Origin of the sequence: Klebsiella sp. JB_Kp042, from assembly GCF_040065275.1 — a bacterium.
GTDB lineage: Bacteria > Pseudomonadota > Gammaproteobacteria > Enterobacterales > Enterobacteriaceae > Klebsiella > Klebsiella quasipneumoniae.
In genome coordinates this window covers 25,957-46,537 of the sequence record NZ_JBEAJL010000021.1, presented here as the reverse complement: position 1 = coordinate 46,537, position 20,581 = coordinate 25,957, and the positions used below count along the sequence as shown (strand labels likewise).

20 protein-coding genes and 1 pseudogene are annotated in these 20,581 nt (G+C 57.5%); 13 read left to right on the top strand and 8 right to left on the bottom strand.

Annotation, left to right across the window (positions count from 1 at the left end; translation table 11 throughout):
• Positions 1–299 (bottom strand): transposase (locus ABLV54_RS07315; RefSeq protein WP_199791809.1); only part of this gene is annotated, 299 nt, incomplete at its 3' end.
• A gap of 34 nt (positions 300–333) precedes the next feature.
• Between ABLV54_RS07315 and ABLV54_RS07310 the strand changes: the two are divergent.
• The 6 genes and pseudogenes from ABLV54_RS07310 to ABLV54_RS07285 form a co-directional block, all read left to right on the top strand.
• Positions 334–444, top strand: a pseudogene (locus ABLV54_RS07310) (glycerol-3-phosphate responsive antiterminator); the annotation flags it as partial.
• Between the two features lie 20 nt (positions 445–464).
• Positions 465–2,003: an FGGY-family carbohydrate kinase gene (locus ABLV54_RS07305; protein WP_048296783.1), complete on the top strand. Its 1,539-nt coding sequence runs from the start codon at positions 465–467 to the stop codon at positions 2,001–2,003.
• An 11-nt stretch (positions 2,004–2,014) separates the two neighbouring features.
• Positions 2,015–2,776 carry an SDR family oxidoreductase gene (locus ABLV54_RS07300; RefSeq protein WP_023288524.1) on the top strand — a complete coding sequence of 254 codons (762 nt, stop codon included), beginning with the start codon at positions 2,015–2,017 and terminating at the stop codon, positions 2,774–2,776.
• A 16-nt stretch (positions 2,777–2,792) separates the two neighbouring features.
• Positions 2,793–3,788, top strand: coding sequence for a 2-hydroxyacid dehydrogenase (locus tag ABLV54_RS07295; RefSeq protein WP_044521147.1), 996 nt, complete (start codon positions 2,793–2,795; stop codon positions 3,786–3,788).
• Positions 3,789–3,876: 88 nt separating this feature from the next.
• A complete protein-coding gene (locus ABLV54_RS07290; protein WP_023288522.1) occupies positions 3,877–5,139 on the top strand; it encodes a PTS transporter subunit IIC in 1,263 nt (420 codons plus the stop codon).
• A 217-nt stretch (positions 5,140–5,356) separates the two neighbouring features.
• Positions 5,357–5,995 (top strand): glutathione S-transferase family protein, encoded by a 639-nt coding sequence (locus tag ABLV54_RS07285; RefSeq protein ID WP_050533124.1) that lies wholly within the window; start codon positions 5,357–5,359, stop codon positions 5,993–5,995.
• A gap of 40 nt (positions 5,996–6,035) precedes the next feature.
• Here the strand turns inward: ABLV54_RS07285 and ABLV54_RS07280 are convergent, their stop codons facing one another.
• Entirely contained in the window at positions 6,036–6,785 is a 750-nt protein-coding gene (locus ABLV54_RS07280) for a class I SAM-dependent methyltransferase (protein ID WP_050533125.1), read from the bottom strand.
• Positions 6,786–6,842: 57 nt separating this feature from the next.
• Positions 6,843–7,100: a YjhX family toxin gene (locus ABLV54_RS07275; protein WP_032453046.1), complete on the bottom strand. Its 258-nt coding sequence runs from the start codon at positions 7,098–7,100 to the stop codon at positions 6,843–6,845.
• A 466-nt stretch (positions 7,101–7,566) separates the two neighbouring features.
• Between ABLV54_RS07275 and glaH the strand changes: the two genes are divergently transcribed.
• The 6 genes from glaH (at position 7,567) to csiR (ending at position 14,882) form a co-directional block, all read left to right on the top strand.
• On the top strand, positions 7,567–8,544 hold the full coding sequence (glaH, locus tag ABLV54_RS07270; RefSeq protein ID WP_044521136.1) for a glutarate dioxygenase GlaH: 978 nt from the start codon (positions 7,567–7,569) through the stop codon (positions 8,542–8,544).
• Positions 8,545–8,571: 27 nt separating this feature from the next.
• Positions 8,572–9,840: an L-2-hydroxyglutarate oxidase gene (gene lhgO / locus ABLV54_RS07265; protein WP_032453044.1), complete on the top strand. Its 1,269-nt coding sequence runs from the start codon at positions 8,572–8,574 to the stop codon at positions 9,838–9,840.
• Positions 9,841–9,863: 23 nt separating this feature from the next.
• Complete coding sequence (gene gabD, locus ABLV54_RS07260; RefSeq protein WP_023288516.1) at positions 9,864–11,312, top strand: NADP-dependent succinate-semialdehyde dehydrogenase; 1,449 nt, start codon at positions 9,864–9,866, stop codon at positions 11,310–11,312.
• A 12-nt stretch (positions 11,313–11,324) separates the two neighbouring features.
• On the top strand, positions 11,325–12,608 hold the full coding sequence (gene gabT, locus ABLV54_RS07255; protein WP_023288515.1) for a 4-aminobutyrate--2-oxoglutarate transaminase: 1,284 nt from the start codon (positions 11,325–11,327) through the stop codon (positions 12,606–12,608).
• 135 nt (positions 12,609–12,743) lie between these two features.
• Complete coding sequence (gene gabP / locus ABLV54_RS07250; RefSeq protein WP_050533149.1) at positions 12,744–14,144, top strand: GABA permease; 1,401 nt, start codon at positions 12,744–12,746, stop codon at positions 14,142–14,144.
• A 45-nt stretch (positions 14,145–14,189) separates the two neighbouring features.
• On the top strand, positions 14,190–14,882 hold the full coding sequence (gene csiR, locus ABLV54_RS07245) for a DNA-binding transcriptional regulator CsiR (RefSeq protein ID WP_023288513.1): 693 nt from the start codon (positions 14,190–14,192) through the stop codon (positions 14,880–14,882).
• 97 nt (positions 14,883–14,979) lie between these two features.
• Here the strand turns inward: csiR and crl are convergent, their stop codons facing one another.
• The 3 genes from crl to gpt form a co-directional block, all read right to left on the bottom strand.
• Positions 14,980–15,378: a sigma factor-binding protein Crl gene (gene crl / locus ABLV54_RS07240; protein ID WP_002889793.1), complete on the bottom strand. Its 399-nt coding sequence runs from the start codon at positions 15,376–15,378 to the stop codon at positions 14,980–14,982.
• Positions 15,379–15,435: 57 nt separating this feature from the next.
• On the bottom strand, positions 15,436–16,680 hold the full coding sequence (gene frsA, locus ABLV54_RS07235; protein ID WP_023288512.1) for an esterase FrsA: 1,245 nt from the start codon (positions 16,678–16,680) through the stop codon (positions 15,436–15,438).
• Positions 16,681–16,785: 105 nt separating this feature from the next.
• Positions 16,786–17,244, bottom strand: a complete 459-nt coding sequence (gpt, locus tag ABLV54_RS07230) for a xanthine phosphoribosyltransferase (protein WP_002889733.1) — start codon at positions 17,242–17,244, stop codon at positions 16,786–16,788.
• A 257-nt stretch (positions 17,245–17,501) separates the two neighbouring features.
• On the opposite strand from gpt, the gene pepD reads away from it, so the two are divergent.
• Positions 17,502–18,959: a cytosol nonspecific dipeptidase gene (gene pepD, locus ABLV54_RS07225; RefSeq protein WP_044521131.1), complete on the top strand. Its 1,458-nt coding sequence runs from the start codon at positions 17,502–17,504 to the stop codon at positions 18,957–18,959.
• A 48-nt stretch (positions 18,960–19,007) separates the two neighbouring features.
• On the opposite strand, the gene ABLV54_RS07220 is transcribed toward pepD, so the two are convergent.
• Together ABLV54_RS07220 and dinB are read right to left on the bottom strand one after the other, a co-directional pair.
• The gene (locus ABLV54_RS07220; protein ID WP_044521129.1) at positions 19,008–19,454 is read right to left on the bottom strand and encodes a GNAT family N-acetyltransferase; all 447 of its coding nucleotides are present in this window, start codon (positions 19,452–19,454) and stop codon (positions 19,008–19,010) included.
• 2 nt (positions 19,455–19,456) lie between these two features.
• Positions 19,457–20,512, bottom strand: coding sequence for a DNA polymerase IV (gene dinB / locus ABLV54_RS07215; protein ID WP_044521126.1), 1,056 nt, complete (start codon positions 20,510–20,512; stop codon positions 19,457–19,459).
• Positions 20,513–20,581: the final 69 nt, after the last annotated feature.

The following is a 20,581-nucleotide window of genomic DNA, read 5'->3' as shown; positions in this document are numbered from 1 at the left end:
TTCATCAGGGCAAAAATGGAATCAATAAAACCCTGCGCAGCCCGCAGGGTCAGCCGGAATACGCGTTTAATCACCAGAACGGTGGTGATGGCGAGATCAGAATAGCGCTGGGGCCTTCCTCGTGAAGAAGGTGTTGCTGACTCATACCAGGCCTGAATCGCCCCATCATCCAGCCAGAAAGTGAGGGAGCCACGGTTGATGAGAGCTTTGTTGTAGGTGGACCAGTTGGTGATTCTGAACTTTTGCTTTGCCACGGAATGGTCTGTGTTGTCGGGAGGATGCGTGATCTGATCCTTCAACTCAGCAAAAGTTCGATTTATTCAACAAAGCCGCTTTGATGTGGTATTCATCGCCGGAGGCTTTGTTAAGCGCAAATACCTTGTAGATAAAATATTCCATGCCGGATTTAAAGGGATAACCACCAGCGAGCCCGGCTTATGGTAACCAATAAGGAGTCCACGCGAATGAAAGATGAATACGTCATGGGCATCGACAATGGTGGAACCGTCACCAAGGCAGCCATCTATGACCGTAAAGGACAGGTGCTCGCCATCGCCTCAAAATCCACGCAGATGCTGACACCCCGGGAATTCCACACAGAGCGCAGTATCGATGAGCTGTGGGCCGCTAATGTCGAAGTGATTAAAAAAGCGATTGAGCAATCAGGTATCGATGCCAGCCAGATAAAAGGAGTGGCCGTCACCGGTCATGGTAACGGTCTGTATCTGGTTGACGAAGAAGGTCACCCGGTGCGTAACGGCATTATATCCACCGACAGCCGGGCAAAAGAGTACGTTGAGAGATGGCAACGCTCGCCAGAATTCCTTACCGACATTTTGCCAAAAACAATGCAGTCCATCTGGGCCGGACAACCTGTCGCCTTGCTGGCATGGCTGAAGGACTTCGAGCCCGAGACGCTGCAAAAAGCGCGTTATATTTTTATGGTCAAGGACCTGATCCGTTTTTACCTGACCGGAGAGGCTTTTCTTGAGCTGACCGATATCTCAGGCACCAACCTGATCAACGTACGTGACTGCAAGTATGACGATGAACTACTGGCATGGTGGGGACTTGATGAACTGCGGGACAAATTGCCCCCCATCAAACGCTCAACGGAATGCTGCGGAAAAATCACTGACGATGTCGCCCGTCTGACCGGTTTATGCGCAGGTACGCCGGTTTCTGGCGGGGTGTTTGATATCTCGGCCTCTTCCATTGCCTCGGGGATCAACAGTCTCGATAAGATGGCGATCGTCACCGGCACCTGGAGCATAAACGAATACGTTACCGACCACCCGGTTATTGATAAAGATCTGTTTATGACCTCCATTTATCCCATTGAGGGTAAATGGCTCATCACCGAGGCCAGCCCCACCTCCGCGAGCAACCTGGAGTGGTTTATTAACAACTTTATGGAGAGCGATCGGAAAACCTCCGCCGAGCAAGGATCGTCGGTCTATGACCTGTGCAATAAGCTGGTTTCGTCAACGACGCCGGATGAAAGCCACCTGCTGTTCTTTCCGTTCGTGTTTGGCTCTAACACCATTCCCGACGCCTCGGCCGGCTTTATCGGTGTAAACAGCTTTCATAAAAAAGCCCATTTTCTGCGGGCGATTTATGAGGGAGTGGCCTTTAGCCATCTCTACCACACCGAGCGCTTGCGCAATATTAACCCGAAGTTAAGCCGCACAATTCGTATTGCTGGCGGTGTCACGAACTCCCCGGTCTGGCTGCAGATATTCGCCGATATCTTCCAGGCCACGCTGGAAATCGTTGACGTCAAAGAGCACGGGACCCTGGGTACCGCGATGACCGCAGCCGTCATGGTGGGCTGGTTTGCAGAGGTATTTGCTGCCTCAAACGAAATGGTCCATGTCTCACGCACCGTCTCCCCTAATCCGGAAAATCACCGGGTCTACCAGACCAAATATCAGCTTTATAAAAACCTGTTATCAGAAATGCAGTCGCCGTGGAAAAGCTGCAGCAACTACATCGCGCACTAAGTGAGGAAAAAATGGATCTGAATTTAACGAATCGTACGGCCATCGTGACAGGCGGCGCAACCGGCCTGGGGAAAGAGTTTGTTCTTTCGCTCGCCAAAGAAGGCGTCAATATCTGCTTTACCTATATGCGGGAAGAAGAGCATCCCGAACGGCTGATCGAAACGGTGAAGGCCAGCGCGAACGTAGAGATCATCGCGGTTAAAACCGATCTCTCTGACGAACAGAGCCGGGAAAATCTGTTTGCCACCTGTATCGACAGACTGGGCAAAGCCGACATTCTGGTGAATAACGCCGGGATCTGGCTGAGCGGCTACGTCACCGAGATCAGCCCGCAGGACTGGGATCTGGTGATGAATGTCAATCTGAAAGCCATCTTCCATCTCAGCCAGCTATTTGTAAATCACTGCCTGCAGCATGACCGGATGGGCAGCATTCTGAATATTACCTCGCAGGCCGCGTTCCACGGCTCCACGACGGGACATGCGCACTACGCGGCAAGTAAGGCCGGTCTGGTCGCCTTTGCTATTTCTCTGGCGCGTGAAGTCGCCAAACAAAAAATCAATGTGAACAATATCGCCGTCGGGATCATGGATACTGCGATGATCCGTAAGAACATTGAGCAAAACCCTGACTATTACGTCAGTCGTATTCCGGTGGGCCGCGTGGCTCAGCCTCAGGAAATTGCCGACATCGGTGTCTTCATGGTTTCTCCTAAGACCAGCTATATGACGGGAGCAACTCTGGACGTTACCGGCGGTATGTTGATGCGTTAATCGAGGGAGAATCATTATGAAATGTCTGGCAATTGCCGATCTGTTTATCAATGCAGCAATGATGGAATCAGGACTGAAAGCGCTCAGGGATAACGGGATTGAAGTCGAAGTACGCGAGTGGTCACATGACTCCATTGAGAAACTTCAGGAAGATAATCTGCGGGTTGAACAGGAGGGCGCGGAAGCCGTGGCCTTACCGGAAGATCTGCTTCAGGGAGCGGGTGATATTGACATCCTGATCACTCAGTTTGCCCCCGTCAATACTGCGGTGTTCGATAAACTACCCACGCTGAAATATGTAGGCGTACTCCGCGGTGGCGTGGAAAACGTGAATCTTGAGGTGGCGAACGCCCGGGGCGTTGAGGTGATGAACACCCCGGGGCGTAACGCTCGCAGCGTCGCTGAATTCACGGTCGGCATGATCCTGGCGGAAATGCGCAATATCGCCCGGTCACACGATGCCCTGCGTGATAAATACTGGCGTAAAGACAGCCCGAACCATCAGGCGATCCCGGAGCTTGGCGGAAAAGTCGTGGGGCTGGTTGGCCTCGGCCATATTGCCCAACTGGTCGCGGGATTTCTCAGCGGCTTTGGCACGGAGATTATCTTTTACGATAAGTACGTTGCAGGCCATGAACGTTATGAGAAAGTCGATTCACTGGACGAACTGGTACAACGCGCCGACGTTATCTCGTTACATGCTCGCCTGACGCCGGAAACCGAAAATCTGATTAACGCACACCATTTCGCGCTGATGAAGCGCAGTGCCATCATTGTTAACACGGCACGCTCCGGGTTAATCAATGAAAAAGAGATGATTGATGCGCTCAGATCCGGGCAAATTATGGGCGCCGCGCTTGATACCTTTGATGACGAACCGCTTCCTGACGACAGTGCATTCTATACCCTGAATAACGTGACCATTACGCCCCATATTGCCGGGAGTACCATTGACGCATTCAGTAATTCGCCCAAACGCTTCGCTGAGATCCTTTTAAAGAAACTCAGTTAAATACTAAAAGAACCATTAAAGGTATTAACAGGGCCCAATGGGCACGGGTTAACTCGTGCCCAATTCGCCCGCCTTTTAAGGAATCATTATGGATATTATCAACAGCATTATTAGTCTGGGGGCATCAGTAATGATGCCAGTAATATTCTTTATTATCGCGCTTTGCTTTGGCGTTAAAATCGGTACGGCATTTAAAGCAGGGATGCTGGTCGGCATTGGTTTTGAAGGGGTGGGGCTGGTGATTGGCCTGCTGCTGACAAACCTGGGCCCGGCATCGCAGGCGATGGTTGAGCGTATCGGCCTGCAGTTAACGGTCGTTGATACCGGTTGGCCTACCGCATCGACTATTGGCTGGGGTTCGCCGCTGATGCTGCCCGTCGTGGTGGGCTTTATCGTCATCAACCTGGCCATGCTTCTGTTGAAATTAACCAAAACGGTGAATATCGATATTTTTAATTACTGGATTTTCCTGATCATGGGGTCTGTGGTCTATGCCGGAACGGGAAATTACTGGCTTTCTGTCGGTATTACTTTCGCTATTTTTGTGTTGACGCTATTGGCCGCAGATTTAACGGCGCCGTATTTACAAAAAAACTATAATCTTAAAGGGATATCATTCCCACATCTTACCTGTATAGCTTACGTGCCGTTTGGCATTGCCTGTAATTACATCATTGATAAGATCCCGCTCATCAATAAAATCAATTTCGATCCGGAAAGTATTAATAAAAAATTCGGCGTTTTTGGCGAGCCTCTTACCCTGGGGTTTGTGCTGGGACTGCTGTTGGCCTTCCTGGCTGGATATGACATTTCCGCTGCCGTTTCACTGGCCATTAAGGTTTCAGCCGCCATGCTGCTGCTGCCGAAAATGATTGAAATTCTGGTGCAGGGATTGTTGATTGTTCGTGATGCCGCTGAAGCAAAACTGAAGGCTAAATTTCCGGGGCGCGATTTTTACATCGGGATGGATACGGCGTTATTGATCGGTGAACCTTCGGTACTGGCGACCGGTCTGCTGTTAATCCCTATGGCTGTGGTGCTGTCTATCATTCTGCCCGGCAACCGCGTACTGCCCTTTGTCGATCTGGCTTCGTTAATGTTCCTGCTGGCAATGGTTACGCCGTTCTGTAAACGAAATATGTTCCGCATGTTCATAACCGGAACCCTGATCGTGACCTGCATCCTGTATGTCGGGACGGACATTTCGCAAGAATATACTCAGGCGGCGGTGAACTCACATATTCCGGTACCGGAAGGGATGGCCGAGATCACCAATATCGTCGGCGGCGCCACGACGCCTGTCGGCTGGCTGGCCGTCAAATTTGGCGAGTTTTTTAGCGCCACACCTTAGTACAAGACCACTTAAGTAAACAGAGGGCAAACTGTTGCCCTCAGTTTCTTCCACTCATTCTGTGCGCTGAATAGCTGGCTGAGCTACGCCTCTGGTTTGAACATCTGACCAGCGCGGCCGCCCCCTGCGCGGCGAGGTGACTCATTTCTTTTGTGACCCCTCCCGTTTTCAACCCTACCTGCTATGCTCCTTCTTTCCCTATTCTCAGGAGATCCCGATGCTGACTATCTGGGGCCGAAAAACTTCCTCTAACGTGCAGGCGCTGATGTGGTGTGTTGGCGAGCTTGGTCTGGACTATCTCCGCTTCGACGTGGGCCATCGCTATGGCGGTACCGACAGCGAGGCGTTTTATCAGCTCAATCCCAATCGTACGGTGCCAGTGCTGCAGGATGGCGATAATCCGCCGCTGTGGGAAACCGGCGCGATCCTTCGCTATTTAGCCAGTCGCTACGCCGACGACGCCTTCTGGCCGGGCGACCTGCTGGCTCGTACTGAGGTCGATCGCTGGGCCGAGTGGTCAAAGCAGAATATTGCCCTCGGCTTTACGGCGCCGGTGTTCTGGCGCGTGGTGCGCACGCCCGCCGCCGAGCGGGATCCGCAGGCCATCGCCGCGGCGGTGACGTCCCTGGAGCAAAAGCTGGCGATTGCCGAGGCACGTCTCGCTGGCAGTCGCTATCTGGTGGGCGATACGCTCACCCTGGCCGACATCCAGTTTGGTCATGTGCTGTACCGCTACTTTGCAATCGATATCCCCCGTCGTCCCCTCCCCCATCTTGCGGCCTATTATGCACGGCTAACCGCACGGCCCGCCTTTCGCCAACACGTCATGGTCAGCTACGACGAGCTGAAGGTCTGAAGATGGTCGGTAGCGCCTCCCGACGCTACCGACACGCTGGTTAACGCGCCATCAGGACAAACACGCCCCAGCCGAGATATTCCCGGGTCCAGGTGACGTGGTGCAGCGGCGCGGTGGTCAACTGCTGGCGAACCTCCGGCGCGAAGTCATCGTGCGGATTGGCCTCCAGCCAGCGGCGCATCGTCAGCCATTTCGCCGCTTCATAACGATCCCAGCCCTCCTGGTCCGCCAGCACCATCTCCACTACGTCATAGCCCAGTTCTCCGAAGTGGGCGACCAGCGCCGGCAGCGTCAGGAAGTCGTCGGGAGAGTGCGCGCCGCAGGCAACCGCCTCTTCCGCCGTGGCGGGGCGTTTGCGCCACCATGGCTCGCCGATCAGCAGCATGCCGCCTGGGTTAAGGCTCTGCTTCAGCAGCGCAATCGTGCCTGCCACGCCGCCGCCGATCCACGTTGCCCCCACGCAGGCGGCAATATCGCACGGCTGACTGGCGACATACCCGCTGGCATCCTGGTGCACAAAGGTCACCCGGTCGCTCACCCCGAGCGCCTCTGCCCGGGCGGCCGCCTGCTGGCTGAACAGCAGGCTCATGTCCACCCCGGTGCCGACGATCTGATGATCGCGCGCCCAGCTACAGAGCATCTCTCCGGAGCCGCTGCCGAGGTCAAGAATGGAGGCGCCCGGCGCCATTCGCAGCGCCCGCCCCAGCGTGGCGTACTTTTCCGGGGTAAAAGGGTTATGAATACGGTGTTCGCTTTCACTGATAGTAAAAATGCGAGGGATATCGATCATGGGTTTTTCTCCTTGAGAGCCATACGCCCGGGCAGCGACCCTGCCCGGGTCGCTGTATCAGCGGTTGTCCGCCTGTGCGCGAACGTTGGTCAAACCGGTGGTGTTGATCCGGTACGGCTGGCCATTCACCGACTTAATCAGCTTTTTGGTTTTGAGCTTTTTGAAGACCGCGAGGGTGCAGTCGCTCAGCAACAGCCCTTCCCGGGTGTAGCATTCGACGGCGGTAATGCGGCCGGAGGTATCGCGGACGTGCGCAATACGGCCACCTTTGGCGAGTACGTGTAAGGTCCGTTGTTCCTGACGGGATAAATTCATACTGAAACCTGTTCATTATCATGTGCGAAAACATGCCTACACCCGCAGGTGTGTGCGTAAGGTTTAAGCGCAGCGATAATCAGTCCGGCCTGGGCAGGTCGGGAAGCTGATTATCTGATAATGACATTCTCCAGCATCGAAGCCTCGGTGAGCATTGAAAGGTATTTACCGGCTGAATGTTAACACCTTCATCTGGTAAGGGTATTGCACAGATTAAAAACTGTGATCGGCGTTATGATTTACCTTCACCCTCCCCGGCATTTTGCCTTTTCCGCCCCCCGCTTTGTTCCTCAACGTTAACCACCGCCTTATCTCTCTCGCATTGTTAAATAATTGTTGTCAGATCACAAAATAGAAACAAAAAGGCCATTTCGTACGCATTTTATAAAAATGTAGATATTTTTAATTTATGGCTACGAAATGAACATCACCCTGACCTTCCATTCCATTGCGAGGAACGATCCTGATGAACGCCCTGACCGCAGTAAAACCGACATCCGCGCCGTTAGCTCAACACTTCCCTGGCTTTACCGTCGCCCCTTCCGCCCAGTCGCCGCGCCTGCTGGAGCTCACCTTTTCCGCCGACACCACCGCCCAGTTTCTGCAGCAGGTCGCGCAGTGGCCGGTGCAGGCGCTGGAGTACAAATCTTTCTTACGCTTCCAGGTGGGCAAGATCCTCGACGATCTGTGCGGCAACCAGCTGCAGCCGCTGCTGATCAAAACGCTGCTCGACCGCGCGGAAGGCGCGCTGCTGATCAACGGCGAAGGGATCGATAACGTCAGCCAGGCCGAGGAGATGGTCAAGCTGGCCACCGCCGTGGCGCACCTGATTGGCCGTTCCAATTTCGACGCCATGAGCGGCCAGTATTACGCCCGTTTCGTGGTGAAAAACGTCGATAACTCCGACAGCTATCTGCGCCAGCCGCACCGGGTGATGGAGCTGCACAACGACGGCACCTACGTCGAAGAGCAAACCGACTATGTGCTGATGATGAAGATCGACGAGCAGAACATGCAGGGCGGCAATTCCCTGCTGCTGCATCTCGACGACTGGGAGCACCTCGACGAATTCTTCCGCGACCCGCTCGCCCGCCGCCCGATGCGCTGGGCCGCGCCGCCGAGCAAAAACGTCAGCAAAGATGTCTTCCACCCGGTATTCGACGTCGACCAGTTGGGTCGCCCGGTGATGCGCTATATCGACCAGTTCGTCCAGCCGAAAGATTTCGAAGAAGGCACCTGGCTGAGCCGCCTCTCCGACGCGCTGGAGACCAGCAAAAACATTCTTTCTGTACCGGTTCCGGTAGGCAAATTTCTGTTGATAAACAACCTGTTCTGGCTGCACGGCCGCGACCGCTTTACGCCGCACCCGGACCTGCGCCGCGAGCTGATGCGCCAGCGCGGCTACTTTGCGTATTCCACGAATCATTACCAGACTCATCAATAAGGGTTTTCAGGCGAAGGAATTGAGCGGATGTATGATTTCGTGATTATCGGCGGCGGCATCATCGGCATGTCGACCGCCATGCAGTTAATTGAGATTTACCCGGACGCCCGCATTGCGCTGCTGGAAAAAGAGGCCGGCCCGGCCTGCCATCAGACCGGCCATAACAGCGGCGTGATCCACGCCGGGGTGTACTACACGCCCGGCAGCCTCAAGGCGCAGTTTTGCCTCGCCGGCAACCGCGCCACCAAAGCCTTTTGCGAGCAGAACGGCATCCGCTACGACGTCTGCGGCAAGATGCTGGTCGCCACCTCGCCGCTGGAGATGGAGCGGATGCGCGCCCTGTGGGATCGCACCGCCGCCAACGGCCTGCAGCGGGAATGGCTGAGCGCCGGGGAGCTGCGCGAGCGCGAACCGAACATCAGCGGACTCGGCGGGATCTTCGTCCCTTCCAGCGGCATCGTCAGCTATCGCGACGTGGCGGCGGCGATGGCGAAGAACTTCGAATCGAAAGGCGGCGCCATCGTCTACAACGCCGAAGTCAGCGCCCTGAAAGAACACGCCAGCGGCGTGGTCGTCCACACCCGCCAGGGCGGCGAGTATGAAGCCTCGACGCTGATTACCTGTTCCGGGCTGATGGCCGATCGACTGGTGAAAATGCTCGGCGTCGATCCCGGGTTTATCATCTGCCCGTTCCGCGGGGAGTATTTCCAGCTCGCTCCGCAGCACAATCAGATCGTCAACCATCTGATCTATCCGATCCCCGATCCGGCGATGCCGTTCCTCGGCGTCCACCTGACCCGCATGATCGACGGCAGCGTCACCGTCGGCCCCAACGCCGTGCTGGCCCTGAAGCGCGAAGGCTATCGCAAGCGCGATATTTCGCTGGCCGATACCCTGGAGATCCTCACCTCGCCCGGCATTCGCCGGGTACTGCAAAACAACCTGCGCTCCGGGCTGGGCGAAATGAAAAATTCGCTGTGCCGAAGCGGCTATCTGCGGCTGGTGCAGAAATACTGCCCGAGCCTGACATTGCGCGATTTGCGCCCGTGGCCGGCCGGCGTGCGGGCGCAGGCGGTATCGCCGCAGGGCAAACTGATCGACGATTTTCTCTTCGTCACCACCGCGCGTTCCATTCACACCTGTAACGCGCCGTCACCCGCGGCGACGTCGGCTATCCCGATCGGCGCGCATATCGTCAGCAAGGTGCAGACCCTGCTGGCCAGCCAGAGCAATCCCGGACGCACGCTGCGTGCGGCACGTAGCGTGGAGACACTACACGCCGCTTTTACCCGTTAACCCCCTGAAGACAGGAAGCGATTATGCAACTCAACGATATGACTCTGTTTCGCCAGCAGGCGCTGATTGATGGTCAGTGGCGCGATGCGCCCAACGGCGACGTGATTGCGGTGACCAACCCGGCCAACGGCGAGCAGCTCGGCAGCGTGCCGAAAATGGGCGCTGACGAAACCCGACAAGCGATCGAAGCCGCTAACCGCGCCCTTCCCGCCTGGCGCGCCCTCACCGCCAAAGAGCGGGCGAATATTCTGCGCCGCTGGTTCGATCTCATGCTGGAGAACCAGGACGATCTCGCCCGTCTGATGACCCTCGAGCAGGGGAAACCGCTGGCGGAAGCCAAAGGCGAAATCAGTTACGCCGCCTCCTTTATTGAATGGTTCGCCGAAGAAGGTAAACGCATTTACGGCGACACCATTCCGGGCCACCAGGCCGACAAGCGCCTGCTGGTGATTAAGCAGCCCATCGGCGTCACCGCCGCCATCACCCCGTGGAACTTCCCGGCGGCGATGATCACCCGCAAAGCGGGCCCGGCGCTGGCCGCGGGCTGCACCATGGTCCTGAAACCGGCCAGCCAGACGCCGTTTTCCGCGCTGGCGCTGGCCGAACTGGCGAATCGCGCCGGGATCCCCGCCGGGGTGTTCAACGTCGTCACCGGCTCAGCCGGCGCGGTCGGCGGCGAACTGACCAGCAACCCGCTGGTACGCAAGCTCTCCTTTACCGGCTCGACCGAGATTGGCCGCCAGCTGATGGAGCAGTGCGCGAAAGACATCAAAAAAGTCTCCCTGGAGCTGGGCGGCAACGCGCCGTTTATCGTCTTCGACGATGCCGATCTCGATAAAGCCGTCGAGGGGGCGCTGGCGTCGAAGTTCCGCAACGCCGGGCAAACCTGCGTCTGCGCCAACCGCCTGTACGTCCAGGACGGGGTGTATGACCGTTTCGCCGAGAAGCTGCAGCAGGCGGTGGAAAAACTGCGCATCGGCGACGGCCTGCAGGAGGGCGTCACGACCGGCCCGCTGATCGACGAGAAAGCCGTCGCCAAAGTTGAAGAACACATTGCCGACGCCATCGCCAAAGGCGCAAAGGTGGTCACCGGCGGCAAACCGCACGCCCTGGGCGGCAACTTCTTCCAGCCCACCATCCTGGTCAACGTGCCCGACAGCGCCAAAGTGGCGAAAGAGGAGACCTTCGGCCCGCTGGCCCCGCTGTTCCGCTTTAAAGATGAAGCCGACGTCATTGCCCAGGCCAACGATACCGAGTTCGGTCTCGCCGCCTATTTCTACGCCCGCGATCTGAGCCGTGTGTTCCGCGTCGGCGAAGCGCTGGAGTACGGCATCATCGGCATCAATACCGGAATTATCTCCACCGAAGTCGCCCCGTTCGGCGGCGTTAAGGCCTCCGGCCTCGGCCGCGAAGGGTCGAAGTACGGCATCGAAGACTACTTAGAAATCAAATACATGTGTATTGGCCTTTAACAGGAGTGACGGATGAACAGCAATAAAGCAATGATGGCGCGTCGCAACGACGCGGTCCCGCGCGGCGTCGGCCAGATCCATCCTGTCTTCGCCGAGCGCGCGGAGAACTGCCGGGTGTGGGACGTCGAAGGGCGGGAATATCTCGATTTTGCCGGCGGTATCGCGGTGCTCAATACCGGCCACCTGCATCCGCAGATTGTCGCCGCCGTGGAGGACCAGCTGAAAAAACTGTCCCATACCTGCTTCCAGGTGCTGGCCTACGAGCCCTACCTGGCGCTGTGCGAAAAGATGAACCAGAAGGTGCCTGGTGATTTCGCCAAGAAAACCCTGCTGGTGACCACCGGGTCGGAAGCGGTGGAGAACGCAGTGAAGATCGCCCGCGCGGCAACCGGGCGCAGCGGCGCGATCGCCTTCACCGGCGCCTATCACGGCCGCACTCACTACACCCTGTCGCTGACCGGTAAAGTGAATCCATACTCCGCCGGTATGGGCTTAATGCCGGGTCACGTCTATCGCGCCCTCTATCCGTGCGCGCTGCACGGCGTCAGCGATGAAGAGGCGATCGCCAGCATCCATCGTATCTTCAAAAACGATGCCGCGCCGGAAGATATCGCCGCCATCATTATCGAGCCGGTGCAGGGTGAAGGCGGATTCTATGCCGCCTCCCCGGCCTTTATGCAGCGTCTGCGCGCCCTGTGCGACGAGCACGGCATTATGCTCATCGCCGATGAAGTACAGAGCGGCGCGGGCCGCACCGGTACCCTGTTCGCCATGGAGCAGATGGGCGTCGCGGCGGATATCACCACCTTCGCCAAATCCATCGCCGGCGGTTTCCCGCTGGCGGGCGTCACCGGCCGCGCGGAGGTGATGGACGCCATCGCCCCGGGCGGACTGGGCGGCACCTACGCCGGCAACCCCATCGCCTGCGCCGCCGCCCTGGCGGTATTGCAGATTTTCGAGCAGGAGAATCTGCTGGAAAAAGCCAACCAGCTCGGCGATACCCTGCGCCAGGGCCTGCTGGCGATCGCAGAAGATCATCCGGAGATCGGCGACGTGCGCGGTCTGGGAGCGATGATCGCCATTGAGCTGTTTGAAGAGGGCGACCACAGCAGGCCGAACGCCAGGCTGACGGCGGATATTGTCGCCCGGGCGCGCGACAAAGGTCTGATCCTGCTCTCCTGCGGGCCGTACTACAACGTGCTGCGCATCCTGGTGCCGCTGACCATCGAAGAGGCGCAGATCGAGCAGGGGCTGAAGATCATCGCCGACTGCTTTACCGAGGCGAAACAGGCATAGCACACCAGACATGCGGACACGAAGTACGTTAGTAAGGGAATAAAGACGAGACCTGCAAAACAACAATAATACGCGTGCCCCGGCGCGGGAATGTCGGGGCGCTCTCCCAGGTGACACACTTCGAGAGGGTAAATGATGGGGCAACTGTCGCAATCACAGGATTTAGGGGCGGGGCTGAAGTCGCGCCACGTCACGATGTTATCTATCGCCGGGGTGATCGGCGCGAGTTTATTTGTCGGATCCAGCGTCGCCATTGCCGAGGCGGGCCCGGCGGTGCTGCTGGCCTATCTGTTTGCCGGGCTACTGGTGGTGATGATTATGCGTATGCTGGCCGAAATGGCGGTCGCCACGCCGGATACCGGCTCCTTTTCCACCTATGCCGATAAAGCCATCGGCCGCTGGGCGGGGTATACCATCGGCTGGCTGTACTGGTGGTTTTGGGTATTGGTTATTCCGCTGGAAGCCAATATCGCGGCGATTATTTTGCATTCATGGGTGCCGGGCGTCCCGGTGTGGCTGTTCTCTCTGGTCATCACCCTCGCCCTCACCGGCAGTAATCTGCTGAGCGTCAAAAACTACGGCGAATTCGAGTTCTGGCTGGCGCTGTGCAAAGTGGTCGCTATTCTGGCGTTTATCGTACTGGGCGCGGTCGCTATTACCGGCTTTTATCCGTATGCCGAGGTGAGCGGCATTTCGCGTCTGTGGGATCACGGCGGCTTTATGCCCAACGGCTTCGGCGCGGTGCTGAGCGCGATGCTGATCACCATGTTCTCGTTTATGGGCGCGGAGATTGTCACTATTGCCGCCGCCGAATCGGATACCCCGGATAAACATATCGTGCGCGCCACCAACTCGGTGATCTGGCGTATCTCTATTTTTTATCTGTGCTCGATCTTTATCGTCGTCGCCCTCATCCCATGGAATATGCCGGGGCTGAAGAGCATCGGCTCCTACCGCTCGGTGCTCGAGCTGCTGCATATTCCCTATGCCAAGCTGATTATGGACGGCGTGATCCTCCTGTCGGTCACCAGCTGTCTGAACTCGGCGCTGTATACCGCCTCGCGGATGCTCTACTCCCTGAGCCGCCGCGGCGATGCGCCGGCCTTCATGGGGCGGACCAACCGCAGCAAAACGCCGTACGTGGCGGTGCTCCTCTCCACCGGCGCGGCGTTCCTCACCGTGGTGGTGAACTACTACGCGCCTGCCAAGGTGTTTAAATTCCTCATCGACAGCTCCGGCGCCATCGCCCTGCTGGTCTATCTGGTGATCGCCGTTTCGCAACTGCGGATGCGTAAAATCCTTCAGGCGCAAGGCGGCGAGATCCGTCTCAGAATGTGGCTCTATCCGTACCTGACATGGCTGGTGATCGCCTTTATCACCTTCGTGCTGGTGGTGATGCTGTTCCGTCCGGCGCAGCAGCTGGAGGTGATCTCTACCGGCCTGTTAGCATTGGGAATTATTTGTACGGTACCGATTATGTCGCGCTGGAAAAAGCTGGTATTGTGGCAAAAACTGCCGCTGCAAAATACGCGTTAACCCTGTTCCCGGCCCCCGCCGGGAAGAGTATTCAGGAGTAAGATCATGACCGCCATTTCCCAGGCGACGGCCATTGACGGGTACCGTTGGTTAAAAAACGACATCATCCGCGGGGTCTACCAACCCGATGAGAAGCTGCGGATGAGCCTGTTGACCTCGCGCTATGCCCTGGGGGTCGGTCCGCTGCGCGAGGCGCTTTCGCAGCTGGTGGCCGAGCGGCTGGTGACGGTGGTCAATCAGAAAGGCTATCGGGTGGCGCCCATGTCGGAACAGGAGCTTCTCGATATCTTCGACGCGCGCGCCAACATGGAAGCCATGCTGGTGCGCCTCGCCATCGAGCGCGGCGGCGATGAGTGGGAGGCGGAGCTGCTGGCCCGCGCCCATCTGCTCAACAAGCTGGAGTCGTGCGAGGCAAGTGAGCGCTTACTCGATGAGTGGGACCAGCGCCACCAGGCGTTTCACACCGCCATCGTCGCCGGCTGCGGTTCGCAGTATCTGCTGCAAATGCGCGAGCGGCTCTTCGATCTGGCAGCCCGCTACCGTTTTATCTGGCTGCGCACCACCGTCCTGTCGGTGGAGATGCTGGAAGATAAGCATGTCCAGCATCAGACCCTGGTGGACGCTATTCTGGCGCGCGACGCCGAGCAGGCCAGCGCGCTGATGCGCGAGCACTTACTGACGCCGATCCCGATTATTCAGCAGGCGATGGCCGGCAAGCTGCAGCCGCAGGCAGTGTGAGTCAGGTGGCGGGGTGGAGAGTGCGGGTGGGGCGGCAAAGTCTTCGTCACGCTCCTCCACGCCGCACGGGCGTGGAGGAATCGTATCTGTAGATCAATCAGGCGCGCAGGCGAACCGGCTCGCTGAAATCGTCGGCCGGTTCCAGCTTCAGATTAAAGGTGGTCAGCAGCGCTGCGGCGCGCTCGTGAAACTCGCGCAGCGTTTTTTCCAGTCTGTCGCTCACTTCCGGGTCGTCAATGTCGACCGCCTGCCATGACCCTTCTTTATTGAACAGGCCAAACTGGTAGCTATAGGTGAAACGTGACTCTTGTGCTTCCATTTCCATCCACCAGCCCCAGAATTCACGCTTCTCCGGTGCGGGCTTAACGTTGACGCAAACTGCCAGGCAATCGAAAAAGAAACGGTTGTCATGGCACTGCTCTTCGCGAATGTAAGGCCCTAGCGCCGTGAATTTCTTGATCAACTTACTTTTCAGGTGTCCACTCGGTAACGTCATTGCGATCTCCTTTAGTGATGCAACTGTTTTACCAAACCAATAGAATTTAGCAATAAATTAACCAAATCTATGGTTGATCCAGCGGGCGATCTGTCGCAATGCGTGATCAAAATTGCGATACACCGGGTTAAACGGGATCTCCAGCAGTTTGCCATCGGCAGATGACGAGGTGATTAACCGCGACTCCTCTTCGGGGCTGAACGGATCGTCCTTCCAGAAGCCGGAGAGCATCGGCGTCGGGCAACGGCGTCCCAGCAGTCCCTGGGTTTTTAACGAGTAGCGGTTGAGCTCCACGCGCAGCGCTTCATCGGACGCGTCATGCATGCCCAGCCGCGAGGCCAGCACGTCGAGGTACATTTCCGGCACGCGCCCCTGATGCAGAGGATCCACCAGCAGACCGTGGACCACCGGCCCCAGACAGGCTACGGCCTTCAGCCGCTGCGGCTCCAGGTAACCGAGACGCACCGCGATATTGGCGCCAAAACGGAAGCCGAAGGCGGCGACCCGGGTATGGTCGATCCATGGCACATTTTCCAGATGGCGCAGCGCGTGCTGATGCAGCAGGCTGGTGTCCTGATTCAGCGTCCATTTTGACGAGAAGCCAATGGAGGGCATATCAATGGTCAGCATGGCAATGCCGAGCGGTGAGAAGTAGTTCTCATACAGGTTGTAATAATCCGTCTGCAGCGAGTCCAGCCCCCCACACATCAGCACCGTCGGAAACGGCCCCTCGCCTTTCGGCATATGCAAAAAGCCGGTGATCGGCGAACCGCCAGGGATGGTGAACTCCAGCTCGCGCAGGGCGCCAGGCAGCCGCTGGGCGGCCTCTTCATACGCCCGGTTGGCTAAAGCCTGCGCCTGTTCCGCCAGCTCATCGCCTTTAATATGCGGATAAGCGGCAATGCTGTACAGGTTCGAAGCATGCAGCCAGTGGCGGCCGCTCAGCAAAGGATCGGCTTCCTGCCCGGCCTTTTGCTGCCACTGCATCGCCTCTTTCGCCCACTCAAAGATCCAGTTGCCGCCGCGATAGCCGATGACGGTATCGAACAGCTCGGGATCCGTTCGTTCGGCCTCGCTCATCACAATGCGCGCTTGCACATCAAGGATCTCCTGCGGGGTTACGCCGCGCCAGATCCACATTAAGCGATTGATCAGACGGTACCAGTGTTCGACGTGATTGCCGCTCAGCGCTGACTGCATCGCCTGGGGTTTTCCAGCAGAAAACCGGCGCACCAGCGTAGAGGTTTCGGGATGTTTGAAGCGAGGTTTAAACAGCGTTTCGCTGAGGTTAGCCTGTGACATGTGCAGTCTCCGTCGTAGTGCCACTCCGGATATTGTAACCTGCTATAGGATAAAAAAAACCACGCCCGGCAAGCCGGGCGTGGTAAATAGCACTGTCCTGAAGAATTAACGACCTGCGATAGGCGGTACAAACACCACGCCCATATCCCACGGCTGTTCAATCCAGGTATCCTGCGGAATATCAACCACGTAATCATCCACCAGCGGACGGCCTGCCGGCTTGGCGAAAATGGTGACGAAGTGCGCTTTGGGATACATTTCGCGGATCGCCACGGCGGTCCCGCCGGTATCCACCAGATCGTCGATAACGATAAAGCCTTCGCCATCGCCTTCCGCACGTTTCAGTACTTTCAGCTCGCGCTGGTTATCATGGTCGTAGCTGGAGATGCATACGGTATCAACATGACGAATGCCCAGTTCACGCGCCAGTAAGGCCCCCGGTACCAGTCCACCGCGGCTAACGGCAATAATGCCTTTCCATTGCTCAACCGGCAGCAGACGGCTGGCCAGTTTGCGGGCGTGAATCTGCAACATGTCCCAGGTGACGACGTATTTTTCGCTCATGTGAAGTGTCCCAGCCTGTGTAATACGGCTTAAATAATGTTCGAGGGGGAAAATGGTTGCGCGAGATTATAGAGATCTGACGCACTAAAAACCAGTGTTAAGCGGTTTGCGCAACGCTTTTTGCGTTGTTTACACTACCTGCGGCGGTGGAAAGTGGTATTCTCACCCCCATCGCGCAAGCCCGGGCTTGTTGTGTATTTTAACGCTAACCCTCGTCCTGCAACCGCTGTATGCAGGAGTCTGTAAGGAGACTTACCGTGTCTGAACTGTCTCAACTATCCCCGCAGCCGCTTTGGGATATTTTCGCCAAGATTTGCTCCATCCCGCACCCGTCCTATCACGAAGAACAGCTCGCCGAGCACATTATGGGTTGGGCAAAAGAAAAAGGCTTACACGCGGAACGCGACCAGGTTGGCAACATTCTGATTCGTAAAGGCGCGACTGCCGGTATGGAAAACCGTAAGCCGGTAGCGCTGCAGGCGCACCTCGATATGGTGCCGCAGAAAAATAACGACACCGTCCACGACTTCGCCAAAGATCCGATCCAGCCGTACATTGACGGCGAATGGGTGAAAGCGCGCGGCACCACGCTGGGCGCGGACAACGGTATCGGGATGGCGTCCGCACTGGCGGTACTGGCCGACGACAGCGTCGCTCACGGCCCGCTGGAAGTGCTGCTGACCATGACCGAAGAAGCCGGTATGGACGGCGCCTTCGGTCTGCAGGCCAACTGGCTGCAGGCCGATATCCTGATCAACACCGACTCCGAAGAAGAAGGCGAAATCTATATGGGTTGCGCCGGCGGGATCGATTTCACCTCTAACCTGGCGCTGACCCGCGAAGCGATTCCGGCCGGTTTCCAGAGCTTTAAAGTGACTTTAAAAGGGCTGAAGGGCGGCCACTCCGGCGGTGACATCCATCTCGGTCTGGGTAACGCCAACAAGCTGCTGTCGCGCTTCCTTGCCGGTCATGCCGATGAGCTGGATCTGCGTCTGGTCGATTTCAACGGCGGTACGTTGCGCAACGCCATCCCGCGTGAAGCGTACGCTACTGTCGCCGTCGCCGCGGATAAAGCCGATGCGCTGAAAGCGCTGGTGAATACTTACCAGGCGCTGCTGCAAAACGAGCTGGCGGCCAAAGAGAAGAACCTGGTGGTGCTCCTGGAAGCGGTAGAGAACGACAAAGCGGCGCTGACTCAGGCCTCCCGCGACGGTTTCATCCGCCTGCTGAACGCCACGCCGAACGGGGTTATCCGCAACTCTGACGTGGCGAAAGGCGTAGTAGAAACCTCGCTGAACGTCGGCGTCGTCACCATGACCGATGACAATGTGCAGATCCACTGCCTGATCCGCTCGCTGATCGACAGCGGCAAAGACTATGTGGTCAGCATGCTGGAATCTCTGGGTAAACTGGCGGGGGCGAAAACCGAAGCCAAAGGCGCTTACCCTGGCTGGCAGCCGGACGCCAACTCGCCGGTGATGCACCTGGTGCGCGAGACTTACCAGCGTCTGTTCAACAAGACGCCGAACATCCAGATCATCCACGCCGGTCTGGAATGCGGTCTGTTCAAAAAACCGTATCCGGAAATGGACATGGTCTCCATCGGGCCAACCATTACCGGTCCGCACTCCCCGGATGAGCAGGTCCATATCGAGAGCGTCGGCCAGTACTGGACGCTGCTGACCGAGCTGCTGAAAGCCATTCCGGCTAAATAAGCCCCACCACCGGCGGCAGCCCGCCGCCGGTTTCTCCCTCGCCTCACCTTAGCGTCCCGCGCTTTCCATCCGGTAGTTAATAAACCACTCCCCGCGCGCCGCCACCCGCTGCTCAGCCACCACCTTAAAGCCATGGGCCGTAAAACAGGGTCTCGCGGTAATGCTGGCGTCCACCGTCAGGATTTGCGCAGGATACTGAGCGCAGAGCGCCTCGATAAGCGCGCCGCCGATACCCTGCCGGCCGTGATCCGGCGAGACAAAGAGCAAATCGATATGCGTCCCGATGGCGGTGATAAAGCCAACCGGTTGACTCTCTATCTCCGCCACCAGCCCGTTTGCATCAGCCAGCTTTTGCCGCCAGCGTGTCTCATCCACCTGCGCCCAGGCCGCAATCTGCGCCGGAGTATAGTCCCGGCAGGCCGTTTCCCGCACCGCGCGCAGGAATATCCGACAGAGCAGTGGTAAATCGTTGTCGCGGTAAGGACGAATGTGCATGGTTAAATCCCTAATAAAAGCTGCCTTTCCAGCTGCGGATCGAGGAGCGTCACGTGGAGCCCAACCAGGCGCACGCCACGTCCGCCGCGGCGCTCATCCCAGGCCTTGCGCGCGGTGGCAATCAGATCCGCTTTGTTCAGCTGCGGCCAGACGTGCTCCTGGGTGGTCAGCTGGAAGTCATTGAATTTCAGTTTAATACCCTGACGGGCGATCAGCAGGTCCGGTTTGACCTTCGCCAGCCGGCGCTCCAGTTCGGGATAGAGATTTTCGATAATCGCTTCGCACTCTGACCATTCATGGATATCTTCCGCTAACGTCCGCTCCACTCCCACCGACTTGCGCTGCCGGTCGTTATGGATTTCCCGCTCATCAATCCCGTGGCTGCGCTCCCACAAAATACGGCCGAATTTACCGAAGCGCTTAAGCAGCATGGCCAGATCGCTGTTCTGCACATCGCCGCAGGTACGCAGGCCCATATTTTCCAGCTTCGCCGCCGATACCTTCCCGACGCCGGGTATTTTCGCCAGCGGCAGCGCCCGTACAAACTCAGCCACCTGATGGGGAGCGATAACGAACTGGCCGTTGGGTTTATTCATGTCGGAGGCGATTTTGGCAAGAAACTTTACCGGCGCTACCCCCGCCGAGGCGGTGAGGCGCAGCTCCCGTTCGATGGTTTCGCGGATCTCCTGGGCGATCAGGGTGGCCGACCCGTGACAATGCACGCTGTCGCTGACATCAAGATAGGCTTCATCCAGCGACAGCGGCTCAATGCGCGAGGTATAGCGGGAGAAAATTTCGCGGATATGGTTCGAGGCTTCTTTGTAGGCATCAAAGCGGCCGGGAAGCAGCGTGAGATGCGGGCACAGCTTGAGCGCCGTCGCCGTCGGCATGGCGCTACGCACGCCAAACTTACGCGCAGGATAGTTCGCGGTACTAATCACGCCACGCTGTACCCGACTGCCGCCTATCGCGAGAGGTATATCGCGCAACGCCGGGTTGTCGCGCATCTCCACCGCCGCAAAGAAACAGTCCATATCGACATGGATAATTTTACGCATCGTCAGACTCAACACTGTATACCCATACAGCATAGCAAAACTCGCTGCGAATTTTATGCTTTTTTTATT